Genomic DNA, 22,708 nt, shown 5'->3' with positions numbered 1-22,708 from the left:
ATTCTACCATGTTCGCTCGTATGGGTGAAATGATTATTATGAAACTGATTCGTTACTTACGAATAATTATACATAAATTTGCCAGTTCTCGACAAAATCTATAAACTATTATTGATAGTCTGCTAGAAATAATTTAGATGAGATGAAGTGAGGTTTAATGATGGCCGTTGCTACAATACTGATGGTTGACGATGAATACGAGATTATTAAGCTAATGGAAATATACTTTAAGAATGAAAACTATAAGCTGCTTAAGGCGAGCAACGGGCTTGAGGCATTGGAGCAGCTCGAGAGAAATGTAGTAGATCTCATTGTGCTGGATGTGATGATGCCAAAGATGGACGGGATCGAGGCATGTATGCGAATTCGCGAGAAGAACCATATACCAATCATTATGCTGTCGGCAAAAAGTCAAGATATTGATAAAATTTCAGGACTTAGTGTTGGTGCAGATGATTATGTAACGAAGCCATTCAGTCCTCTGGAGCTTGTCGCGAGAATTAAGGCGCAATTGCGACGCGTTAATCACTTCCAGACAGCGAGAAAAAATAATGAGGATGAAATTCGTATCGATCAATTAGTCATTAATCGCGCTTCCCACGTTGTAACGATTGATGATGAGGTCGTCAAGCTTACGCCGCGTGAATTTGCCATATTGTTATTGCTTGCTCAGCATGCTGGAAAGGTGCTTAGTATGGATCAAATCTATGAGCATGTCTGGCAGGATCCCTTTATGGAATCGAAAAATACAGTGATGGTACATATCCGCAAGCTTAGAGAAAAGCTGGAGGCTGATCCGCAAAAGCCGCGCTACATACAGACCGTATGGGGCATAGGATATAAGCTTAAAGGTGATATGCAGGTGAGCGAAGATGACTAAGCGCTGGATATTCTCGGTACGTTGGAAGCTGCTGCTAGCGATGCTGTTAAGTGCCCTCATAACGGGTATTGTGTTGTTTATAACGGCTACGCTTGCTTCAAGCTTAATTGATAGAGAGCCGTTCAGCGGACCTATTAAATGGGGGATCAATACACTTGGCTCCACCGTTATATTATGCATAATTGGCGGATCACTCTTTATCACCTGCTATATTTTATTTACCCGTTCGGTCATTACACAATTGCTACAGGTGCAGGCTGATCTTAAGCAAATGAGCAAAGGTGACTTTCAGCTTAAAGCTATGCATGCTTCCTATGATGAAATCGCCGTTATCTCTCAACATGTTCACGAAGCAGCAGATGTGCTGAATCGATACATTAATGAAATCGTTGATGGTTTGCGATTCATTGCTGAAGGAAAGCTGGAGCATACGATACCTGTAAATGAGAATCATAAGCTCGGTGAAGTAGCTCTAAATATTAATCTTATGGCACAGCAGCTTAAACAGCTCATGGAAGAGGAGCGCAGAACCGAGCAAAGTAAAAATGACTTGATCACCGGCGTTTCTCATGACTTACGGACGCCTTTGACCTCCATTTTAGGTTTTTTGGAGGTCATTAAGGATGAGCATTACCGTGACGAGGTAGAGATGATGCATTATGTCGACATAGCGTACAGTAAGGCTGAGCATTTGAAGCATCTTATTGATGATTTGTTTGAATATACACGAATGAATAACGGGATGCCGCTAGCACGGGAGCCGTTGGCACTTGACGATTTCCTCCACCAGCTAATGGAGGAATATGAACCTTCCTTGCAGAAGGCTGGGCTTATGGGTCGTTTAATGATTGAGAAGCAGCGGGTAATCATTACTGCGGATGGTGCATTGCTTGTACGAGCCTTTGCTAATATTATTCATAACGCAATGCAATACGGGAAGGATGGGAAGTACGTCGATGTAACGCTCCGAGCTGACGAGACGCACGCTGTCGTGACGATTGCTAATTATGGAAACCCGATACCTGCAACGGATTTACCATTTATCTTCGATCGATTCTATCGATTGGATAAGTCTAGATCGCTAGAAACAGGTGGCACAGGGCTTGGGCTAGCGATAGCGAGAAGCGTTGTCGAGCTACACGAGGGCACGATACGAGCGGAAAGTGATACGCATCGTACCGCCTTCCTGTTGAGCTTTCCACTTTATGTAGAGAAGCATTATGGAACAGAAGATTAAATGAATACGAATACGATACGCCTACAAGATGACTCTGATTCTGTTAGAGTCATCTTTTTGTTTGTGTAGTCGCACATTGTTTAGAAAATATGTGGATTTCTTAAGGAAATGTTAAGCATTTCTAGCCTTCGATATTAAGTTTTGCTCGCTATACTGAGCAAGAACTAAAACAATATGGAGGCGTTATCGTTGAAGACATTATCTCATTCATTGAAAGTACTAATACTTTTTACAATGCTTACATTCGCAGCTGCATGTTCAAGCATCACAGCAACAACTGCAGCAGTTGAACCAACCTTATTATTAAATGGGGTAGAAATTGAAAACTCCGGCTTAGTAGAAAAAAAGAATACGATGTATGTACCCGCTTCATTTATAACAGAAACACTTGGAGCGAGCATAGAGAAGCCGAAAGTGACTAATGAGAACGATGAGAGTGGGCTTCAGCCTGATGCGGAACAATTAGAGGAGTTAGATATGGGCGTTTATTATCGTAATCAGGTGGCAGTGTTGATGTACCATGCCATTATGGAGGAGCCGACCGATGCCAGCATCATCTCAGCGAAACAATTCCGCGAGCATATGCAGTGGCTGAAGGAGGAAGGCTTCACACCTATATCAATTGAACAGTATGATGCATTTATTCATGAAGCTGCGGAGGTACCTGACAATGCTGTATTAATTACATTCGATGATGGCTATGAGAACTTCTATACGTACGCGTTTCCTATACTGAAGGAATTCGGATACGCTGCGGTTAATTTTGTAATCGTGTCTGGCGTTGATGATCCGAGCCTTCCAGGAATAAAAAAGCTAAGCTGGGAGCAGATGCGAGAGATGAAGGAGCAAGACATCGCTTTCCACAATCATACGTACGACATGCATGCCTTTGGGGCAGTGAATGGAGAAGGCATTGAGCTTCCTGTAACGATAAGCAATCTCTATAGAGCTGAAGATGATCGAATGGAAACTGACGAAGAGTATATCGCAAGAGTTACGGATGATCTAAGCAAGGCTGAGCAGCGACTGCAGGAGGAGCTAGGTAATACGCTATCGGTCATCGCCTTCCCGTACGGTGCATACAATGAACGTCTGCTGAATATCATTGATAGCCTCGATATTCGTACAGCCTTTACGATACAGGCTGGTATGAATACGGCAGACGATAAGCTAGGCTATCGTATCAATGCAGGGCGCTCCGATCAAACGGCAGAACAGCTGCTATCAGTACTTAAACCGAAGCCAGTTGAAATTACCGACCACACGATGCTTCTTAACGGTAAGCTTGTAACGTTTACTAGCATCATTAAGCCTGACGGAAATTACCCGGCCCTATATCCATTGCGTGAGGTGAGCAACGCGCTAGGTCTATTCATTGGCTTTGATAAGGAAACGAGAACGGTGATGTTGACAAAGTAGCAAGGTACCATCATATAGAAGCAAGCCATGATTGGTCAATCAATCATGGCTTGCTTCTTATTTTATCGATGAACAAGCGTTGTAAGCACGACTGATGAAGAGGATTAAAGCACCTCGAACGGATAGTAAAGCTGCAGTATCTCATCTGGTTGACCCTCAAGCTGAAAGCTGGCAGTAGCTACCCACTTGCCAGGCATTAAAGGAGCTGCTGCTACACGATAACTGGTATCAGAGTCAGCAGACAAACTCGATGATACGATGCCACAATCCATGTGCAGCATTTCGAGCTTTATGACAGGATCAATGAGCTCTACCTGAGTTGCTGAAGTGATTTGCAGCATAAACTCACTTTCTTGAAGCGCATAGTGCGTCGAGGTAGTTGAAACAAGGTCAATATCAATATCCCCTATAGTAATATGATCTGAAGCTTCAGCGAATACTGCGGTGTCATTCGAACGGGCGGACCATGAGTAGAGGACACCGATAGCTAAGATGAGCGCAAGCAGGATAAGCAGAGGAGATGTCTTGCGACGGGTGTTTTCCATATATAGATCCCCCTTTTGTCGAACAATTGTCAACATTAGCTATATGCGCATGAACTTGTTCAGTATTCCTCCATAGACAGCAACAAATGGAATGTGTATAGTTATATAGTACAATTTCATATTAGACTTAGGTTCTATGCTATAGTGTTTCACTTGTTTTCAGGTAGACACAGTATAGATGAAAAGGGAAGCCGGTGTAATTCCGGCACGGACCCGCCACTGTAAAGATGGATACGAACGTATCAGGCGAAGCAAGAAGCCACTGGCGAAAGCTGGGAAGGCTGCTGAGCTGAACATCGAAGTCAGGAGACCTGCCTAAGTTGGTACAAGCATATCCTACGAGGATTTAGGAGGTGTTGGGCAGCTAGTTGCAATCATTTCGAGCGAAATGGTTGGTTCGCAGTGTCTCCAACATGGAGGCGCTTTTTTTGTTTAAATGCACCAGTAGTAGTGCATAAACAAAGGGGAAGATTGTTGTGTTGAAATACGTAGAGTAAGAGAAGCAGAGGAGAAGAGAAGATGCTACAAAAGAAGACATTGCTACAATGGGTTACGTTATTATTATGTATGGTGCTGTTGCTTTCAGCATGTGGCAACGATAATAATGCTACAGAGAATAATTCATCAAACGTCAATACTCAAACGGAAGACACTGCAAGCTCGAACGAGCAAGCAGCGGAAGAAGATGCAGCTGAAGATGCTGATCAAGCAACGGCTTACCCACTAACGGTTACAGATATTACGGGTCAAGAGGTTGTCATTGAGCAGCAGCCGGAAGCCATTGTATCGCTAGTTCCAAGTGAGACAGAAATTGCATTTGCAGTAGGTGCTGGGGACATCGTTGTCGGCGTTGATGAATTTAGCAACTACCCAGAGGAAACGGCAAATATCGCAAAAGTTGGCGATATGAGTACGAACATTGAGGCGGTCGTTGCCCTTAATCCTGACCTTGTGTTAGCAAACGATGGCATGAATACAGAAGCGATTGGAAAGCTTAGAGAGCTTGGAATTACGGTCTATTCCTCCAACCCTGTTACTTATGATGAAACAGTTGCTCATATCGAACAGGTAGGGGTATTATTAAATAAGCAAGCAGAAGCACAGGCTGTAGCCGACCATATGAAGCAGGTTAAGGCTGATATTCAAGCAAAGGTTGCAGATGCTGATAAACGCAACGTATACTTAGAGTTTTCACCAGGCTGGACTGTAGGCAACGCGACTTTTCTTGACGATCTTGTAACGATTGCTGGTGGTATCAATATTGCTGCTGAACAGCCAGGCTGGTATGAAATTGACGGAGAAGCCATTATTGCAAAAAATCCTGATGTTATTATATTCCCTGATTTTGGAGAGGAGCAAAGCTCAATTCTAGCAGGTATTATGAGTCGACCTGGCTGGGATGTGGTTGATGCAGTGAAGAATGATCGCTTAGTAATGGTTAATAACGATCCACTTGTTCGAGTAGGTCCGCGCTTAGTCGACGGCTTACAGGATATTGCTGCTGCTATTCATCCGGAGCTGTTTAACTAATCTATGAAAAGAAAATTGATGATATACGGAGGAGCAGCAATGCTCCTTCTTTTCGTAACAATCTTCGTCGCGCTTTCCCTAGGCTCATCTGGCATGTCGATGGTTGATGTATGGCATATTCTATGGCTGAGCTTGCCGTTTAATGATGGAGCAAGCACGATGTACAGCGCTGGTGAGATTGCTATCGTAACACAAATACGCTTATCACGCGTGCTTTTAGGTGCTCTAGTCGGAGCGTCGCTTGCACTAGCTGGAGTTGGTTTTCAAGGTGTTCTTCGCAATCCGCTCGCTGACCCCTATACACTTGGTGTTGCATCGGGCAGCTCGGTTGGTGCAGCATTTATAATATTAATGGGCTATCAGATGCTTCTTGGCTTATGGACGATTCCGTTTGTAGCCTTTGTTACTGGTATGATAACGATTATTGGCGTCATTATGCTCGCACGTCATAAGGGCTCAATGCAGATACAGACATTAGTGCTTGCTGGTGTCATTATACAATCCTTCTTAGGTTCATTCGTTTCGTTAATGGTGTCTTTGTCTGATGGTGTCGTCAACGAAATTCTGTTCTGGATTATGGGATCGATAGCGATGAAGAGCTGGGAGCATGTCTATTTGCTTATTCCATTCGTTGTTGTATCACTGCCGATAATGATGATGTACAGTCGGATATTGAATTTGTTAGCGCTTGGAGAACGAGAAGCAGCGTATCTCGGAGTGCAGGTTGAACGAAGCAAATTTGTGATGCTGATGATCTGTACGCTGTTAACGGCTGCTGCTGTATCTGTTTCAGGAGTAATTGGCTTTGTTGGCCTCGTCGTTCCTCATTTGCTGCGATTAATGGTAGGACCAGACTACCGACTGCTTGTCCCATTGTCGGCGATTGGCGGTGCGATCTATATGATCATGGCTGACACCGTTGCAAGACTTGTTCTAAGTCCGAAGGATTTGCCGCTTGGTGTTGTAACGGCATTAATTGGTGCTCCGATCTTTACCTATTTACTCGTAAAGCGTAATAAAAAGGAGGGCGGTGTTCAATCACTATGATAAAGGTAGAACAGCTCTCGTATCACTATGGTGACCGTAGCGTGCTTGATCAGTTTAGCTACCGCTTCAGCCCATCGAATTTCTATGGAATTATTGGTCCGAATGGAGCGGGCAAATCAACGCTTTTGCAGCTGCTTGCAGGTGTACGAGCTCCATTGAGCGGAATCGTGCTATTGGATGATGTACCGCTAAGACAAATACCACGCAAACAGCTTGCTAGACGTATAGCCGTGCTGCAGCAGGGAGGCCTTCCCGCACTTGGCTTCACAGTACGAGAGGTCGTAGAGATGGGGAGATTCCCATATCAAGGCTGGCTAGGCGGTGACTTGGATAATCGGAAGGGAATCGTCGAGGAAGCATTATATTTAACTGGGTTAACTAAACTGGCTGATCGATCACTGGAGCAGCTAAGTGGCGGAGAGAGACAGCGTGTCGCTTTGGCGAAGGTTTTTGTACAGCAGCCAGACATTCTATTGCTCGATGAGCCAACGACGTATTTGGATATTGGCTATCAGCAGATGATTATGGAATTCGTGCAGCAATGGCAGCAGAACCAGCAGCTGCTCGTTATTGCGGTGCTGCATGATCTGAATGCTGCGGCATTATATTGTGACGAATTGCTTGCACTAAGCAACGGAAGTTTACTGGCTGCTGGATCAGCTGTGGAGGTATTAACTAGTCCTAATGTAGCAGAGCTATATGATGCCAATACGTTAATTATTACGCATCCAGAGCAAGCTGTACCTCAGCTGCTTCTGCAGCCGAATAAGGATAATACTAACAGGTACTTTGCAGGTGATCATAAGCAGAATACCTAGATTATAGAACCAGCTATACTTATTAAAGTTATGATCACTCAACATGAAATATATAGGAGAGAATGTAATGAACACGACATGGACCGAACAACAATTATTGCAATACGTATCAACGATTAAACCGCCCAACAAGGATGCTTTTAAGGCTGCACAGCAGCATAGCGATCAGCTGACAAAGCCCCCAGGCAGCTTAGGCAAGCTGGAGCATACCGCGGCACAGCTTGCTGCTATGACAGGGGAGCTGTGGCCAGATCTATCTAAGCGCACCGTCATTATTATGGCAGGAGATCATGGCGTGTGTGACGAAGGAATAAGTGCATTCCCTCAATCGGTTACACCGCAAATGGTACATAATTTTTTACAGGGTGGCGCAGCAGTCAATGTACTGGCTAGAGGAGCGGGTGCAGACGTCGTTTGTGTCGATATCGGAGTAGCTGCAGAGCTGGAGCATGAACACCTTGTGTCTCGAAAAGTAATGTATGGCACGCACAATATGGCGAAGGGTGCGGCGATGACGAGAGCAGAGGCCATACAAGGCATTGCAGTTGGCATCGAGCTCGTTGAGGAGCTGTATAATAAAGGCTCACGAATGTTTGCTACGGGAGAAATGGGCATCGGCAATACGACGCCAAGTGCAGCGATTGTTGCTGTTATGACAGGTCTTTCCGCAGAGCAAGCCGCAGGTAGAGGGACAGGCATATCTGACCATATGCTGGCTCATAAAATCAAAGTAATCGAGCAGGCCATTCAAGTAAACGAGCCAAAGCGCAACGATCCGCTTGATGTACTTAGCAAGATTGGCGGCATTGAGATTGCAGGCTTAGTTGGTGTAATACTTGGTGCGGCAAAGCTGCGTTGTCCGGTTGTGCTTGATGGGTATATTTCAACAGCAGCAGCACTTATCGCTGCAGCAATTGCGGAAAATAGTACAGCGTATATGCTTGCTTCTCATCAATCACAGGAGCAAGGACATCGTCATGCGTTATCCTCGCTTGGCTTAACACCTTGCATTCAGCTTGATCTTCGTGTCGGAGAGGGAACGGGAGCTGTTTTGAGCTTTCATTTTATTGATGCGGCACTTAAGCTTATGCAGGAAATGGCTACATTCTCCAGTGCTGGCATTGATGGTCGCAACGACCAATAATGTGAAGGGTCTTAATTGAAAATTTATTGTCATTTATAGATGATTAACGGTTGAAAATGTTGAAAGTTAATGTCGTTAATTGTCACTGGTCAATACGACAGTTGTATTATATTTAATGACATAAACAATTCTAGGAATCAATCCATTTGTACTAAACTGTTGCGGGCTATAGCAGGATTTTTTGAAAAGTAATGAGAAGTATTGATGATCAATGTAACAGCATAAAGTATGATGGGCAGGAAGGGACGAATACGGTGGCGATATTTATAACTGGAGGCGCACGCAGCGGCAAAAGTCATTTTGCAGAGCAGCTAGCGACAAGAAAGCATGACAGTGGTATCTATATTGCAACCTCTGAAGCGCTAGACGATGAGATGGCTGAGCGCATACGAAAGCATCAAGCGGATCGAATCAGTAGTGGCTTCGATTGGGATACAGTCGAAGTTCCGCTTCAACTATCTGATAAGCTGCGCGAGCTGGGGTCAAGACCGAGCGATGAGATGAGTAGGCGCGTAGTGCTTGTTGATTGCTTGACGCTATGGCTTAGCAATTGGTTTTTTGCGCTTGAAGCAGAAGCTAATCGCGAGACAATGCTGCAGCATGAGATTGAAAGACTGGCGGGAGAGGTTAGCGAATATCGATATCCACTTATTATCGTAAGTAATGAGGTAGGGGACGGCATCGTGCCGATGGATGCGCTAAGCCGCCAATATCGTGATGCCGCAGGACGACTGAATCAAGCGGTAGCCCGTCATTGTGAGCAAGCGTTTCTTGTTACAGCAGGCATCCCTATTGATTTGAAGCGCTTCGCGTTTCAGTGGGATGAGCTATGATATTTTATAGCTTAGAGGAAATATGTCTCATGATTGCTGCTGCGATCATTATTGATTGGCTCGTTGGAGACCCAAAGTGGTTTACACATCCAGTGATCCTCATTGGACGATGGATTAAGAGAGTGGAACGCTTGCTTTATAAAGTGGAGAAGACCGACAATCAATCGAATCGAACGCTAATATATCGAGGCAGCTTGCTTGCGGCGAGCACCTTGCTCGTTAGTACTGGTTTAATAATGCTTTTGAGCTTCGTCAGCTGGTGGATTCATCCTTGGCTTGGCTATGCAGTGAATACTTGGTTTATATCCACTACCATTGCAGTTAAAGGCTTAAAGGATGCTGCTATGCTTGTCTATCATCCTTTAGTTGAGGGGAATCTAGCGGATGCAAGAAAATATATTGGCTATATCGTCAGCAGAGATCAAGAGGTTATGGAAGAGCCAGAGATCACAAGAGCAGCTGTGGAAACTGTCTCAGAAAATATCGTAGACGCTTTTATTTCTCCGATTTTTTGGGCATTGGTTGGCGCGGCGCCGCTAGTGATGTGCTATCGTGCGGCGAATACACTCGACTCTATGGTTGGCTATCGTAATGAAAAATATGAGTATTTTGGAAAGTGCTCTGCAATTATAGATGATATACTTAATTATGTACCAGCACGTTTGACAGGCATATGTATAGCAATCGTTTGCTGCATTATACCTGGTTGCAACGCAAGAGGCTCTGTTAAGTCGATGATTACGTTCGCTCGTCGACATCCAAGCCCGAATAGCGGGATTCCTGAATCAGCAGTTGCAGGTGCGCTCGGTATACAGCTGGGCGGCCGCAATCGATATTTCGGTGTTTGGCAGGAGCGTGCAATTATGGGCTGGGGAACCGAAGCTTTGCGTGCAGCACATATTAAGAAGTCCGTAGTGATATTATATAGTGTTTCTATTCTAGTGTGGGCAGGGGTGATGATAGCGTGGCTCATATGGAACGCGATCAAGTGAAGGAATATGTGTATGCTTGTATTGCAGCATTTCAATTTCTAACCCGAATACCTATACCTGTGGAAGTTCCCTTCGACAAAAAAACACTCCAACGCAGTGTGATCTTTTTTCCAGTTGTAGGCGTTGTGCTCGGCGTAATAATAAGTGGAGTAGCTGCCTTGCTAGCTTTTGCGGCACCGCCGATGATTGCGGCAGTGCTAACCTTATTGCTATGGGTTTTTCTTACTGGAGGGCTACATCTTGATGGATTAATGGATACGGCAGACGGCGTGCTAAGCGGGAGAGGCCGCGAACAAATTTTGGATATTATGAAGGACAGCCGAGTTGGCTCATACGGTGTTCTTGCTGCTTGCTTCATATTACTGATAAAGTTTGCAGGGCTATATTATTTGTTCGAGCAGCATGCAGAGCAGCAGCTAGGGATTGCATGGCTGCTGCTTGCGATAGGCGCTGCTAGTATGTGGAGCCGCTGGTGGATGGTCATTAGCATCTCAAGCTGGAAGCCAGCCCGTGAAGGAGGACTCGGTCAACTATTTAATGGCATTAAACTTCAATATGTCAGTGTGGCGACAGCTATCTCGTTGTTCATATACTTAATGGCATTAATGATCTATGTTGTCGTGATTAGTGGTAATCTGTATTATGTATGGCTGTCACTGCTTATCCCAATATGTAGTGCGATAGTCGGCTGGCTGATTGCCAAATGGCTAAAGCGGAAGCTTGGTGGCTTAACGGGTGATACGTACGGAGCGATGAATGAGATTGTTGAAGCACTGAATGTCATTCTTGTCGTTATATTTATCTACAGTATTCTGTGACAATTAAATCAAGTTAGGATACTGTAACGTATTACGATGCTATACAAATTTCCGAATGTGCAGGTAAGCTGATCCTGCACTTTTTTATTTACTAGGAGGTATATCTATGCTTGAAAAATACGGTCATGGCGGAGATTTAAGATCTGCTTCGGAGCTTTTTGGGAAGAATGTAGATGAGCTGCTTGACTATAGCTCCAATATGAATCCACTTGGCCCCCCTAAGTCCTTTAAGCAAGCGATTGAGGATTACTGGCAGCATATCGTTCATTATCCAGATCCTGTGCAGCGCGAGCTCGTTGCAGCAATTGCTGATAAGCATAAGCTTAAGCAGGAGAGCATTGTTGTAGGAAACGGTGCTGCAGAGCTAATTGATCTTATCGTTCGACAGCTTCAGCCTGCGAAGGCTGCACTGCTGATTCCTTCTTTCGTGGAATATGAACAAGCCATTGTAAAGGCTGGCTGTGAACCCATCTATATCGAGACAAGTGAACAGCTTGGCTTCATACCTACATTAGAGCAGTTACAGCAAGTTCATGCTTCTAAGCGTCCTGATCTATACATGCTAGGTTATCCGAACAATCCAACGGGAACACTTATTCCTATGGAATACATTCTTTATCTGCTTGATGAAGGTGCGACGGTTGTCATCGATGAAGCCTTTATTGACTTTCATCTTGAGGAAGAGCAATTAACGATGATGCAGTGGCTAGAAAGGTATGATCGTCTGTTTGTCATTCGCTCGATGACGAAGTTCTATTCAATCCCCGGTATTCGGCTTGGTTATATGGCGGGTGATGAGCGAACCATTCGTGCGCTAAAGCAGCTTCAAGTTCCATGGAGTGTGAATTCATTAGCTCAAAGGCTAGGCTGCATCGCCTTCTCTGAGTCAGAATTTGCTGATCAGACGAAAGCTTGGCTAGCGGAGGAAATCCCGTGGATGAAAGACGCCATTGAACAGCTACACTTAAAGCCGTATGCGACAGTTACCAACTACATGCTAGTCGGTATAGGTGAGCATTACGATATTAATAGTAAGCAGCTGCAGCAATTAATGGGCGCGCGTGGCATTCTAATTCGTGATGCTGCAACATTTCGTGGCCTTTCTGATCGCTATATTAGACTAGCTATTAAATCACGCAAGAGTAATCACATGATGCTGGGTGCACTTGCCGATGTGTTGAAGGATTATCGGAAGGATGAGCGAAATGTCACAAAGTCATGATAAGGATCTCATACAAGCTGTTCAGCCGTTCCGAAGCGGTGTGGCACATTTTCGTGCAAGCAGCATCGAGCATGTGGATGTATATTATGAGGAGCCAACCATTCTAATGATAAGTGATCAGCATTGGGATGTAGTCAGCAATGCAGTGTATGGTGGAGGCTTCAGCAGCGCAAGAGCTGCAGTTAATGTGCGAGTACCGTTGGATTATGCGAGCGACACTCCTGCCTTTGATTATGTACAATGGCTGCAGCAAGGGAAGCTTAGCGAGCAGTATACTGCCGGCTTCATGACAGCTGCGAAGCTAACACATGCAGCATTCTGCGAATGGACTGATGATGATTTTGCACTACTTGTTATGGCGACAGCTGGCACCTCCAACGCCGCAAGAGCAGGCATGAACCGTTTTACCTATGCTGGCTATCATGCGGGGACCATTAATGTATTCATTTGGATTGATGGAAGAATGAGTCAGGCTGCAATGGTCAATGCTATGATGACGGCCACCGAAGCGAAGTGTTCTGCGCTAGCTGATCTTCAAATCATCGATAAAGAGACGAACCGCATCGCAACGGGTACAACAACTGACGCTATGTTTTTAGCAGCAAGTCAGGCAACCACATACCGCCATGAGCATCAATATGCGGGCACAGCGACAACGTTAGGCTGTCAGCTGGCAAGGCTAGTCTATCAATCGATCTACACAGCCGTAGCTACCCAGCAACAAGATTAAGCATCAAGGAGAATATAATGAAAAAAGCAATAATTGCACAAGCAGCTCTTATGAGCTGCGTCGCAGCGATTATCCTGATCATACTTGCACCAGGAGCTGCACATGCTGCAGCAACGAAGACAACGCAGCTCATCCTATACTTAGACGAGCAAGATGCCTACCGCAATGGAGAGCTTGTAAAGCTAGATTCTCCTGCTACCGTCATTCAAGGGAGATCGTATGTACCAACCAAATTTTTAGCAGATTCATTCGGGTTAAAGGTTACTTATAGCAATGAAACCAAGCAGGTTACTTTAATATCAGATCGTGACCATATTATTTTCGATACGGCTCATGACACGATTATAGTGAATGGCGAATCTAGGCCGAACCAGCATATTGCGCGCATCATCAACGGTCGAATCCTGGTGCAGCTTTCATGGCTATGCGACTATATGGGGGCCAACTATACTTATTCAGCGGAACAGCGGAAGGTGCTGGTAACCTATATACCACAGGCTAAAGAGAATGTAGATGATAGACTAGGCTCGCCGCCAATCGCCAAGTTTGCAGTAGATAAGTCATCCTATGCAATCGGTGAAACCATTACGTACACGAATCTAAGCTATGATCCGGACTCGGAGAGCGTGTCGCTGTCTTGGACAGGCAAACAAGATGCATTTTTCTCAGCAGGTGAGCATGAGGTAACCCTTGTTGCGATGGATCGCAATGGTCATCGTAGTGAACCGTATACAAGAACGATCACGGTTACCGATCAGGTGCTGTTTGATGAGTTTGAGTATAGCGTATATACGAGCAAGCCTGGGAGCTATGTAAAAGCTACCGACAGCTTGTTCAATGCAGCGGCATTAACGATTCCCGAGGCAAAGAAAACTGTTCATTACTCGAGTGACCGCAAGCTGCTTGTAAGCGACAGTCCTGAGAACATTAAGCAGCCAGGTATTTTATACGAGGACAGCATCAATGGCAAAGCAAGATTGTATGCCAATCACGTCAACGCTTCAGGTCAAGCGATGGAGTTTGCCATCCTAGCAACGAATAATACGACGAAAGCTATTTCACTGAACACAACGAACCAAGGGGAAGTATATCCTTCAAAATATGCGATGCTGCTCGGTAGTGAATCGGTCATCGACTTTCTAATGTATAACGAGTCACAGGAGTCGTTTACGATCGCACCGGGAGAAACGATCATTTATCGCCAGTTTCCTACGTTTCAAGATGGGTACGGTATAAATACGATGTATGATGTAGTGTCGACAGGAGAGCTGCTTATTTCCTTCGTAGCCGCAAGCAGTATTGATCGCTCCTCACTGTCTTTACCGAAGCTTGCGTACGAGCGTCATGTTCGCGGCAGCTTCCATCAATCAGATATTACATGGACGATAGAGCCTAGTAAAACTGGTAAGGCTAAGAAACCTCAAATCCAGCGTGTAGTGATTGGTGATGGACAAAGTGATCCTTTCCTACAGGGGTATGATCCGCAGCGCGGAGAAGCAACAGCTTTAAACGGAAATTATGGAGTCGTCTATCATATGACGATTAAAGAGCCGGGCGATATGGCCATTATGGTGATGGCACGCGGCGGACGGTTCAAGGGTGCCTTCAAGGTCAATGGTCAATTTGTGCGTGTCCCTGCATCTGGTGCATTAACTCCCTTCGATGGGCTAGTAACGATTGCCAAAACGAAAGCTGGAGACGAGCAGGTTACGATAGAGTTCAGTCCACCGGCTGGCTCATCATTCCCGCTCAACCTTATCCTATACCCGCTCGATTCAAGAGTGAACAAGCTATAATGCTGCAAAAGAAAAGAGAGTCGCACGAGAAGCGACTCTCTTTTCTTTTGCAGGCTAGTCTACTAATTGCTCTATGCTTATAGTAAAATGAATGTATTGTGTTCAGTAATTGAAAAGGGGGATATAGGATGGACAATACGTTAATGTGGCTACTTGGATATATTCTTTTCTTGAACATATATTTATATTGGATGATGGGAAAAGACAAGGATGCTGCCAAAAAAAATCTGCCTCGTATACCAGAACGGCATTTCATGTTATTCAGTATATTAGGGGGCGCAGTTGGCGCATATCTAGGAATGCAAGCACATCGCCATAAAACACAGCATCGTAAATTTAAGATTGGCTTGCCTATCATTATTGCTGTGCATATATTGATCGTAATTTTAATCGCAGGAGTGTTAATTTAATGGATTTGCGTATGCAATTTTTATCTTTTTTCGTTATTCAATCGGAGACGGAGAAGGGGGCAGGAAGCTTCAAATCGTTCAAGCATTTCCAGACGATGGACGGTGATGAATACGAGGACAGCGCATTACAGCAGTTTCTAGATGAAGAATTTATTAAAATTGTGAAGCGCAAGGCAGAGCGTCACCCGAATACACCTAACCCGCCGACAAAGGTAGGGATGTTTCTTGTCGAGCCTGGCTATGAGCTTGATAGCAACCCAAACTATAATTTGTTTCAACGAATTCGAGAGGCAGACACGAAGGAGAGATTCCATAGCCTTAGTGACGAGCTGATTCGGATTTATGTTGATACTTCAGCGGTGCGTGGCGGGGCATTTATCGTAGCGCTTTCCACGTTAAACACATTTTTTGATGAACCCTTCCTTTTTATATTGAAATGTGACTTTGAGCCGAAGATTGCGCGTATCGCAGATGAGCAAAGCTTAATCTCACAAGTCGAGATGGCAATCAGTGCTCGCAGCATCAAAAGCATTCAATACCCGCATATGGAGCAGGACGGAATGCTAGAACGGTGGGAGCTGAAAATTCATCAAGCGTCACATGCTCGTTACTTTGAGGATTTTCTCAAATATGTGAGCTATGAAAAGCCAATTCCTGAGGTGATGAGCGAGCAGGTCGTTGAGATGGTTCATCAGTTTATGGAAACAAAATGGCAGGACACAGAGAGCACTGAGCGTGCAGAGCAGGAAAATGCGATTGAGGTATGGGCAGCAAGCGAAAAGCGCGAGCTGCAGGAATGGTGGAATCAAGAGCAAGTTGAAGAGGCGAACTACAATCTGATTCAGCAGAAGGAAGATCTGCAGATGAGCTTTAAGCTAGGCAGCGTGACGGTAAAGGGGCTCTTGTCTGACTTTGGCTTGTCTGTTCATCTAGCTAAGCATAATGGTCGGTACGTCGCTGTCATTGAAGGGGATGCGATTCAGTTCGAAAAGGGAATGTCACCGATTGAGCTGTTATCACCGCCGGAGCTAGAGGAGCTACTGCCTGTAATCGGCACGAAGAGTCTAAAGCAAGTGCCTGATGCAATGCTGGAGCCAGGTGCAGACAGTCAGCGCTATGAAGACTCTGCTTATGCTATGGAAGGGTCTAATGTCGCTCGTGAGGATGACACGCCACCTTGGTAGTACTCATGAGTAGTAGCAAGCGAATGAATATTTCATAGGGGAAGAGGTAACGCTAAGTCGGTATATTGGACTTGAGAGGGGCTCTTCAAATGTACGTGAACCTTATTCTTTTCGTCTTGCTATTAGTACTTACTGCATTTTTTGTTGCTACCGAATTCTCAATTATTCGTGTTAGACCAAGTCGTGTTCACCAGCTAATGGATGAAGAGGTTAAAAATGCGAAGGCCTTAAACGAAGTAACAACAAATTTGGACGGGTACTTGTCGGCCTGCCAGCTAGGCATAACGATAACAGCACTCGGTCTTGGTTGGCTAGGAGAGCCAACGATAGCAAAATTGCTGCATCCGTTATTCGAATATGTACCGATGAGAAAGGACATTACTGATGTTATTTCTTTTTTAATCGCGTTTTTATTAGTTACGTATCTGCATGTTGTACTTGGTGAGCTTGCTCCTAAAACGGTAGCGATTGTTAAATCAGAGCAGGTAGCACTCAAGCTTTCTCCTTACATTATTTGGTTTCATAAAATTGCCTATCCGTTTATTTGGTTACTGAACGGTTCAGCTAACGCACTTGCAGGCATGATGGGCTATAAATACGTAGGTGAAACGGAAGCTCATAGTGAAGAAGAAATTAAGCTAATACTGAATGATTCATATGAGAGCGGGAAAATCAATTTCAGCGAATATGGCTTTATGAATCGAATATTTGAGTTTGATACGCGATTGGCTCGCGACATTATGATTCCACGTACAGATATGGTCTGTATATTTGTTGAAAACTCACGTCAAGAAAAGATCGATATCATTATGCAGGAGCGATATACTCGCTTCCCAGTCGCACACGGAGACAAAGATAATATTATCGGGATATTGAATACAAAGGCTTTTCTGTTTCATGTGATGAGTCACGACGATGAAGAGCCGGATGTTCGAGTACTGATGCAGCCAGTGATGTCTGTCCCAGATACGATACCCATTCGTAAGCTGTTAACGCGGATGCAAGGTGAACAGACGCATATGGCAATTTTGCTGGACGAATATGGCGGTACAGCAGGCCTTATTACGATTGAGGATATTATCGAAGAAATCGTTGGAGAAATTCGAGATGAATTCGATACAGATGAAAAAATGGAAATTGACCGAATTGATGAAAGACGCTTTCTCGTTGAAGGTCGCGCATTAATTTCCGATGTAAACGAGATGACAGGCTTGGAATTAGAAGGTGGCGAAATTCATACCATTGGCGGCTTGCTTTATCAGCTGCAGCCGAATCTGAAGCAGGATGTGGCATGGGATTACGATTCAGCAACCTTTATCGTTCGTGAGCGTGATGAAAATCGAATACGTAGTGTCGAAATTATTGTTGATGCACAAGATGAGGAAATTTCAGGGCTCGGTCATGCATAGGATAGAGAAAGGACAAGTGCGGCTTGTTTCTTTCTCATTCTAAATTAGAGTAGGAGCGTGTGATCGTGTTTGATGTAATATCTGCAATTATTATGGGTATTGTAGAAGGCTTAACGGAGTTTTTACCTGTGTCATCAACGGGACACTTAATTTTAACAGCGCATTTACTTAGCTTTGAAGGGGAGCGGGCGAAGACCTTCGAGGTTGTTATTCAGTTTGGCGCTGTGTTAGCTGTCTTTGTCCTATACTTCAAAACCTTCATGAAGATCCTGACGTTCCGTCTAGGCAGTGGTATAAATATCCTTCACTTGCTGCTCGCGATGCTGCCTGCAGGAGTTATCGGTGTATTGGCTCATTCCTTCATTAAGCAATATTTGTTTGGACCTGAGACTGTTTTGATCGGTCTTGTGCTAGGTGGAATATTAATGATTGTTGCAGAACGAAGCAAGAAAGCGGTCACCTCTGAGGAGCTTAACGATATTACATATAAACAGGCCTTCATGATTGGCTGCTTTCAAATTTTAGCACTATGGCCCGGCTTCTCACGTTCTGGCTCAACGATATCGGGCGGAATACTTGCTGGAACAAGTCAAAAGGCTGCTGCTGAATTTACATTTATCGTATCCGTTCCGATTATGGGCGGAGCTAGTCTGCTAGATCTAATCGATAACCGAGCGGGGCTAACCGGCGAGGATTTGCCGCTTTTTCTGATTGGACTTTGTGCGTCGTTCGTTGTCGGAATGCTTGCAGTCGTAACGTTCGTAAATATGATGAAAAAGCTCCGTCTATCCTGGTTTGCCTACTACCGTTTTGCAGTTGCCATCGTCTTTTTCTTTATCCTTTTATAATTCTCCCTCAGTATTAACCATATGTGTATAAACAAAAGGCAACAGCGAGCGCTGTTGCCTTTTTTGCAGATATTCAGGTTATAGTGCCGCACCCTCCCAGAATATATCTATCGTTTGAGAGACCATATCCTCGAGTGGAATTGGCTTTAGATTTAAGTGATTTTTCATCGTTAGTATTGCAGTAAACAAATGCGCCAATACTATAGGCTGGTGACTTGAACGAATCTCTCCACGAGCAATCGCTTCCTTGAAGGCCCCGATGAGTGCTTGCTCGAGCTTGCCTTCAGCAGCTCGGATGCGTGCTGTCTGCTCTTCATCTAAATCCTTGGCTGCATCTCGCATCATCGTTTCAAAGTCTAAATGCGCATTGCTCATTTGCTTTAAGGCGATTTGCTTAAGTTGCTCCTTAAGAGGGAGTGGAGAACCCAATATCGTTTCAGTTGCTTTGAAGGCGATCCCCATTACATAAGTTAAGCATTCGGTGAATAAAGTAGATTTGTTGCTGAAATAGTAATATACGCTTGCCTTCGTAATGCTGCTTTTTTTCGCAACGAGCTCTAATGAAACTTTGTCATAGCCAATCTCCATAAAGAGCATAGAGGCGGTTCGTAATATGTTAATCTTCGTTTCCGAGTTCTCTAGTCTAGGCCTTCCTGGTCTTCGTTTCTGTGGTTGCTTCATGATTCAATATCCTTTCATAAAATTTTCATAATTATAGGATTGATCTTTCTGTCACATTGAATTTATAATTATTATACCGAACGGTATAGATAAATATTTAATTATCGAATTGGAGGAGTTTACATGCTTCAAAACATTGCTGCTTTCTTTACTGGAAAGGTCAGCAGATGGATGACGCTGCTTGCATGGATTATTCTGGCTGTAGTATTAACCTTAACATTGCCAGGTGTTAACGACAAGGTGCAAAATAACGTTCAAAATCTGCCTGATTCGTCTCCATCAATTGTTGCTGATCAATTATTGCAGCAATATTTTCCGAATACATCAGGTGTACCAGCTTTATTAACAGTCCAGCGGGACGGAGGACTAACGGAGGAAGACATTCAGCATCTCGTACAGCTAACGGAGCAGCTTACGAATGAGCCTCTACCAGCACAGGAAGGTGTTATACCGCTACAGCTGATTCCGCCTCCAGCATTGCAAAGCATTCTTTCCGATGATGGAAGTACAATCATCGTTCCGATTATGTTTACAGCGGAAACGGCAACGGAAACATTAAAGGATAATTTGCTAACCGTTAAGGAGCAATTAAACAGCTACGTAGGCTCAGATATTTTTACTGCAGAGCTTGGCGATGGCCTGACAGCTCGCTTTACGGGACCTGTCGGCATCTCTGTTGATGCGACAGATTTATTCCTTGATGCAGATATCGTGTTGCTTATCGCAACGGTGCTGCTCGTACTCATTTTACTATTGCTTATTTACCGCTCACCATTACTTGCCATTATACCACTGATCGGTGTTGGGTTTGCTTATCTTGTAACAAGTCCGATACTAGGCTGGATGGCAGGTCAGGGCTGGATTGATGTTGATTCACAATCGATAAGTATTATGACGGTGCTCTTGTTTGGTGCAGGTACTGACTATTGCTTGTTCTTAATTACACGCTATCGTGATGAATTACAGCTAGAGCGCAGCACTAGAAGTGCAATGCTTGCTGCGTTTAAAGGCTCTTCCGGTGCGATTGCGATGAGTGGCTTTACGGTTGTTATTGCGTTGCTTGCCTTATTGCTCGCTCAATACGGCTCAAGTCATCGCTTCGCAATCCCATTTTCATTGTCGATCTTCATTATGGGGCTAGCAAGCTTAACGCTAATTCCAGCAATACTATCTATTCTTGGCCGAAGCTCCTTCTATCCGTTCATCCCACGTACGAAGGAAATGGAAGAAGAGCGCGCAGCTAAGCGCAATAAGCCAGTAAAACCAGCGAAGGAAGCTCATCGTACATGGAAGAGAATTGGTAAATTTGTTACGGAGAAGCCTTGGACCGTTATCGTAACAAGCATGAGTGTGTTGCTAATCCTTTCGATTTTTGCGACGCAAACGCATTATAAATACGATCTGCTTTCCTCTTTCCCAGAAAGCATGGAGTCCCGTGAAGGCTTTAAGATGATCGGTGAGGCGTTCAGTCCAGGTGAGCTGGCACCAATTACAGTCATTACAAAGGATACTGATACTGCAGTCATCCGAGAAACGATAGAGAACAATCAGCTTGTGAATCATATAACGACTCCATCAGTAAGTGAAGTGGATGCAAGCTATGAAAGCTTTGATATTGTGCTTGATATTGATCCATACTCTCTAGAAGCGATGGATTATATCGCTGATCTTCATCAAGAGCTTGATGGCTTAGCAGGGGATGGCAGCTACTGGATCGCAGGCCAAACGGCTGGACAATACGACACCCAGCAGCTAACGATTCGAGATAACACGGTTGTAATGCCTGTCGTTATTGGATTAATTATTGTGCTGCTGCTCGTATATTTACGATCAATTATTGCAACGCTTTATCTTGTCGTTACCGTATTGATATCGTTTGTTGCATCATTAGGTTTAGGCTGGATCATTCTGCATTATGGTCTAGGCTATGACGCTATTCAAGCAGCAATCCCACTCTATGCGTTCGTGTTCCTGATCGCACTTGGTGAGGATTACAACATCTTTATGATCTCAGGGATATGGAAGAAAGCGAAGCATATGCCGCTGAAGCAAGCGATTAAAGAAGGAGTCGGTGAAACGGGGGCTGTCATTAGCAGCGCAGGTTTAATTTTAGCAGGGACATTTTTTGTTCTATGCCAAATGCCGATTACGATCTTAGTTCAGTTTGGTGTGATTACAGGAATTGGCGTATTGATTGATACGTTTATCGTCCGTCCGTTCCTCGTTCCAGCTATAACAGTCGTATGCGGACGCTGGGCTTTCTGGCCGAGCAAGCTGCAGAAGCAAGTGATGAAGCAGGAAAAGTAAACGGGTCACGTACCCTAATGGCACGCAAGCGTGAAACCTTTCACCCCTTTTACTCGTTTAATGGATATTAACGAGTAAAAGGGGTTTTTATATGCCTATACCCAAGTACAACCTGAAGAAGTTAACGACGATGGTTTTGCTTAGCTGTGTATTATTATTGCTGTTAGGCTGGATCGGTGCGGAAAAAGCTTACGCCTGCTCCTGTGTCGTTCCAGGCAGCTATACTGAGGAGCTGGAGAAAAACAGTCATGTGCTAGATGCAACAGTTATGAATAAAACCGAGATTGAGCAAGGAAACCTAGATATAGAGCTGTCTGTATCGGCGGTATGGAAGGGAGAAGCAGAGCGTGAAACGCACGTTATTACTGCTAACAACTCAGCAGCCTGCGGCTATGAATTCCATATCGGCACGCGCTATGCGGTGTTTGCTCAACAATTTGATGGTGAGCTGCACGTATCCTTATGCGGCGTTACTACACCGATCATCGATGATTCAGCAATATTTACCGAGCTAGGTCAGCCTACAAAGCTACCTGAGGATCCCACAGTAGAGCCGACAAGCAGAGGGGATAGCGGTGAAAAAGATAACCGAGCCTCAGAGGATACAGCTGTCCCTACATCAGCTTCTGCGGAAGGCAGTAGTGCTTTGAGTCCAGAGCAAATTAAGTCAACTGTAACGGAGACTGAGCTCGAAGAAAAAATCGACAATCAGCATTCACGAGTGTTGATGTTGTTCGTTAGTATCGGGTTCGTGCTTCTTATTGGTGCGGCTTTATTGCTAATAAACCGCAAAAAGCGCTAAACACTGATTTATAACGTGTTATAAAACTCAATTACAATAGTCTGACCGATTAAGGA

General features: G+C 44.5%; 21 protein-coding genes and 1 riboswitch. Of the genes, 19 read left to right on the top strand and 2 right to left on the bottom strand.

Translation table 11 applies throughout. The features are described 5' to 3' along the window. Positions 1 to 160 precede the first annotated feature (160 nt). From M3180_RS01135 to M3180_RS01125, 3 genes are all read left to right on the top strand, one after another. On the top strand, positions 161 to 880 hold the full coding sequence (locus M3180_RS01135; protein WP_251666329.1) for a response regulator transcription factor: 720 nt from the start codon (positions 161 to 163) through the stop codon (positions 878 to 880). Beyond that, entirely contained in the window at positions 873 to 2,117 is a 1,245-nt protein-coding gene (locus tag M3180_RS01130) for a sensor histidine kinase (RefSeq protein ID WP_251665386.1), read from the top strand. Before M3180_RS01135 ends, M3180_RS01130 begins: the two co-directional genes overlap by 8 nt. 189 nt (positions 2,118 to 2,306) lie before the next feature. Next, positions 2,307 to 3,536 carry a polysaccharide deacetylase family protein gene (locus tag M3180_RS01125; protein WP_251665385.1) on the top strand — a complete coding sequence of 410 codons (1,230 nt, stop codon included), beginning with the start codon at positions 2,307 to 2,309 and terminating at the stop codon, positions 3,534 to 3,536. A gap of 104 nt (positions 3,537 to 3,640) precedes the next feature. On the opposite strand, the gene M3180_RS01120 is transcribed toward M3180_RS01125, so the two are convergent. Continuing rightward, on the bottom strand, positions 3,641 to 4,081 hold the full coding sequence (locus M3180_RS01120) for a hypothetical protein (RefSeq protein ID WP_251665384.1): 441 nt from the start codon (positions 4,079 to 4,081) through the stop codon (positions 3,641 to 3,643). 125 nt (positions 4,082 to 4,206) lie between these two features. Beyond that, positions 4,207 to 4,403: riboswitch (cobalamin riboswitch) on the top strand. 197 nt (positions 4,404 to 4,600) lie between these two features. Between M3180_RS01120 and M3180_RS01115 the strand changes: the two genes are divergently transcribed. From M3180_RS01115 to M3180_RS01050, 14 genes are all read left to right on the top strand, one after another. Next, positions 4,601 to 5,611 (top strand): ABC transporter substrate-binding protein, encoded by a 1,011-nt coding sequence (locus tag M3180_RS01115; protein WP_251665383.1) that lies wholly within the window; start codon positions 4,601 to 4,603, stop codon positions 5,609 to 5,611. Between the two features lie 3 nt (positions 5,612 to 5,614). After that, complete coding sequence (locus M3180_RS01110; RefSeq protein ID WP_251665382.1) at positions 5,615 to 6,658, top strand: FecCD family ABC transporter permease; 1,044 nt, start codon at positions 5,615 to 5,617, stop codon at positions 6,656 to 6,658. Next, entirely contained in the window at positions 6,655 to 7,476 is an 822-nt protein-coding gene (locus tag M3180_RS01105; RefSeq protein ID WP_251665381.1) for an ABC transporter ATP-binding protein, read from the top strand. Before M3180_RS01110 ends, M3180_RS01105 begins: the two co-directional genes overlap by 4 nt. A gap of 67 nt (positions 7,477 to 7,543) precedes the next feature. Continuing rightward, on the top strand, positions 7,544 to 8,620 hold the full coding sequence (gene cobT, locus M3180_RS01100; protein WP_251665380.1) for a nicotinate-nucleotide--dimethylbenzimidazole phosphoribosyltransferase: 1,077 nt from the start codon (positions 7,544 to 7,546) through the stop codon (positions 8,618 to 8,620). A 191-nt stretch (positions 8,621 to 8,811) separates the two neighbouring features. After that, positions 8,812 to 9,453 carry a bifunctional adenosylcobinamide kinase/adenosylcobinamide-phosphate guanylyltransferase gene (gene cobU, locus M3180_RS01095; protein ID WP_285855545.1) on the top strand — a complete coding sequence of 214 codons (642 nt, stop codon included), beginning with the start codon at positions 8,812 to 8,814 and terminating at the stop codon, positions 9,451 to 9,453. Next, positions 9,450 to 10,445, top strand: a complete 996-nt coding sequence (gene cbiB, locus M3180_RS01090) for an adenosylcobinamide-phosphate synthase CbiB (RefSeq protein WP_251665379.1) — start codon at positions 9,450 to 9,452, stop codon at positions 10,443 to 10,445. The genes cobU and cbiB overlap by 4 nt, the downstream gene beginning before the upstream one ends. Further along, the gene (cobS, locus tag M3180_RS01085; RefSeq protein ID WP_251666327.1) at positions 10,427 to 11,263 is read left to right on the top strand and encodes an adenosylcobinamide-GDP ribazoletransferase; all 837 of its coding nucleotides are present in this window, start codon (positions 10,427 to 10,429) and stop codon (positions 11,261 to 11,263) included. The genes cbiB and cobS overlap by 19 nt, the downstream gene beginning before the upstream one ends. A 106-nt stretch (positions 11,264 to 11,369) precedes the next feature. After that, a complete protein-coding gene (locus M3180_RS01080) occupies positions 11,370 to 12,485 on the top strand; it encodes a pyridoxal phosphate-dependent aminotransferase (RefSeq protein ID WP_251665378.1) in 1,116 nt (371 codons plus the stop codon). Beyond that, positions 12,469 to 13,215, top strand: coding sequence for an adenosylcobinamide amidohydrolase (locus tag M3180_RS01075; protein WP_251665377.1), 747 nt, complete (start codon positions 12,469 to 12,471; stop codon positions 13,213 to 13,215). The genes M3180_RS01080 and M3180_RS01075 overlap by 17 nt, the downstream gene beginning before the upstream one ends. A 17-nt stretch (positions 13,216 to 13,232) precedes the next feature. Beyond that, positions 13,233 to 15,011: a stalk domain-containing protein gene (locus M3180_RS01070; protein ID WP_251665376.1), complete on the top strand. Its 1,779-nt coding sequence runs from the start codon at positions 13,233 to 13,235 to the stop codon at positions 15,009 to 15,011. Between the two features lie 128 nt (positions 15,012 to 15,139). Continuing rightward, positions 15,140 to 15,421 carry a DUF1294 domain-containing protein gene (locus M3180_RS01065; protein WP_251665375.1) on the top strand — a complete coding sequence of 94 codons (282 nt, stop codon included), beginning with the start codon at positions 15,140 to 15,142 and terminating at the stop codon, positions 15,419 to 15,421. Continuing rightward, positions 15,421 to 16,605, top strand: coding sequence for a DUF3900 domain-containing protein (locus M3180_RS01060; protein WP_251665374.1), 1,185 nt, complete (start codon positions 15,421 to 15,423; stop codon positions 16,603 to 16,605). The genes M3180_RS01065 and M3180_RS01060 overlap by 1 nt, the downstream gene beginning before the upstream one ends. Positions 16,606 to 16,694: 89 nt before the next feature. After that, positions 16,695 to 18,014 (top strand): hemolysin family protein, encoded by a 1,320-nt coding sequence (locus tag M3180_RS01055; protein ID WP_251665373.1) that lies wholly within the window; start codon positions 16,695 to 16,697, stop codon positions 18,012 to 18,014. Between the two features lie 65 nt (positions 18,015 to 18,079). Continuing rightward, positions 18,080 to 18,862 (top strand): undecaprenyl-diphosphate phosphatase, encoded by a 783-nt coding sequence (locus tag M3180_RS01050; RefSeq protein WP_251665372.1) that lies wholly within the window; start codon positions 18,080 to 18,082, stop codon positions 18,860 to 18,862. 78 nt (positions 18,863 to 18,940) lie between these two features. On the opposite strand, the gene M3180_RS01045 is transcribed toward M3180_RS01050, so the two are convergent. Next, positions 18,941 to 19,543, bottom strand: a complete 603-nt coding sequence (locus tag M3180_RS01045) for a TetR/AcrR family transcriptional regulator (RefSeq protein WP_251665371.1) — start codon at positions 19,541 to 19,543, stop codon at positions 18,941 to 18,943. Between the two features lie 123 nt (positions 19,544 to 19,666). On the opposite strand from M3180_RS01045, the gene M3180_RS01040 reads away from it, so the two are divergent. After that, positions 19,667 to 21,850, top strand: coding sequence for an MMPL family transporter (locus M3180_RS01040; protein WP_251665370.1), 2,184 nt, complete (start codon positions 19,667 to 19,669; stop codon positions 21,848 to 21,850). Positions 21,851 to 21,941: 91 nt separating this feature from the next. Next, positions 21,942 to 22,652: a hypothetical protein gene (locus tag M3180_RS01035; RefSeq protein WP_251665369.1), complete on the top strand. Its 711-nt coding sequence runs from the start codon at positions 21,942 to 21,944 to the stop codon at positions 22,650 to 22,652. Positions 22,653 to 22,708: the final 56 nt, after the last annotated feature.

The sequence above is a fragment of the Paenibacillus camelliae genome, assembly GCF_023715345.1.
Taxonomy (GTDB): domain Bacteria; phylum Bacillota; class Bacilli; order Paenibacillales; family Paenibacillaceae; genus Pristimantibacillus; species Pristimantibacillus camelliae.
Note: the sequence above shows the minus strand (reverse complement) of the source record. Positions and strands in the feature narration are given on the sequence as shown.

What these genes read in the sequence shown, in the direction of transcription:
- M3180_RS01135 (WP_251666329.1), top strand. Translation starts at nt 161, where the DNA reads ATGGCCGTTGCTACAATACTGATGGTTGACGATGAATACGAGATTATT.
- M3180_RS01130 (WP_251665386.1), top strand. Translation starts at nt 873, where the DNA reads ATGACTAAGCGCTGGATATTCTCGGTACGTTGGAAGCTGCTGCTAGCG.
- M3180_RS01120 (WP_251665384.1), bottom strand. Translation starts at nt 4,081, where the DNA reads ATGGAAAACACCCGTCGCAAGACATCTCCTCTGCTTATCCTGCTTGCG.
- M3180_RS01115 (WP_251665383.1), top strand. Translation starts at nt 4,601, where the DNA reads ATGCTACAAAAGAAGACATTGCTACAATGGGTTACGTTATTATTATGT.
- M3180_RS01110 (WP_251665382.1), top strand. Translation starts at nt 5,615, where the DNA reads ATGAAAAGAAAATTGATGATATACGGAGGAGCAGCAATGCTCCTTCTT.
- M3180_RS01105 (WP_251665381.1), top strand. Translation starts at nt 6,655, where the DNA reads ATGATAAAGGTAGAACAGCTCTCGTATCACTATGGTGACCGTAGCGTG.
- cobT (WP_251665380.1), top strand. Translation starts at nt 7,544, where the DNA reads ATGAACACGACATGGACCGAACAACAATTATTGCAATACGTATCAACG.
- cobU (WP_285855545.1), top strand. Translation starts at nt 8,812, where the DNA reads ATGAGAAGTATTGATGATCAATGTAACAGCATAAAGTATGATGGGCAG.
- cbiB (WP_251665379.1), top strand. Translation starts at nt 9,450, where the DNA reads ATGATATTTTATAGCTTAGAGGAAATATGTCTCATGATTGCTGCTGCG.
- cobS (WP_251666327.1), top strand. Translation starts at nt 10,427, where the DNA reads ATGGAACGCGATCAAGTGAAGGAATATGTGTATGCTTGTATTGCAGCA.
- M3180_RS01080 (WP_251665378.1), top strand. Translation starts at nt 11,370, where the DNA reads ATGCTTGAAAAATACGGTCATGGCGGAGATTTAAGATCTGCTTCGGAG.
- M3180_RS01075 (WP_251665377.1), top strand. Translation starts at nt 12,469, where the DNA reads ATGTCACAAAGTCATGATAAGGATCTCATACAAGCTGTTCAGCCGTTC.
- M3180_RS01070 (WP_251665376.1), top strand. Translation starts at nt 13,233, where the DNA reads ATGAAAAAAGCAATAATTGCACAAGCAGCTCTTATGAGCTGCGTCGCA.
- M3180_RS01065 (WP_251665375.1), top strand. Translation starts at nt 15,140, where the DNA reads ATGGACAATACGTTAATGTGGCTACTTGGATATATTCTTTTCTTGAAC.
- M3180_RS01060 (WP_251665374.1), top strand. Translation starts at nt 15,421, where the DNA reads ATGGATTTGCGTATGCAATTTTTATCTTTTTTCGTTATTCAATCGGAG.
- M3180_RS01055 (WP_251665373.1), top strand. Translation starts at nt 16,695, where the DNA reads ATGTACGTGAACCTTATTCTTTTCGTCTTGCTATTAGTACTTACTGCA.
- M3180_RS01045 (WP_251665371.1), bottom strand. Translation starts at nt 19,543, where the DNA reads ATGAAGCAACCACAGAAACGAAGACCAGGAAGGCCTAGACTAGAGAAC.
- M3180_RS01040 (WP_251665370.1), top strand. Translation starts at nt 19,667, where the DNA reads ATGCTTCAAAACATTGCTGCTTTCTTTACTGGAAAGGTCAGCAGATGG.
- M3180_RS01035 (WP_251665369.1), top strand. Translation starts at nt 21,942, where the DNA reads ATGCCTATACCCAAGTACAACCTGAAGAAGTTAACGACGATGGTTTTG.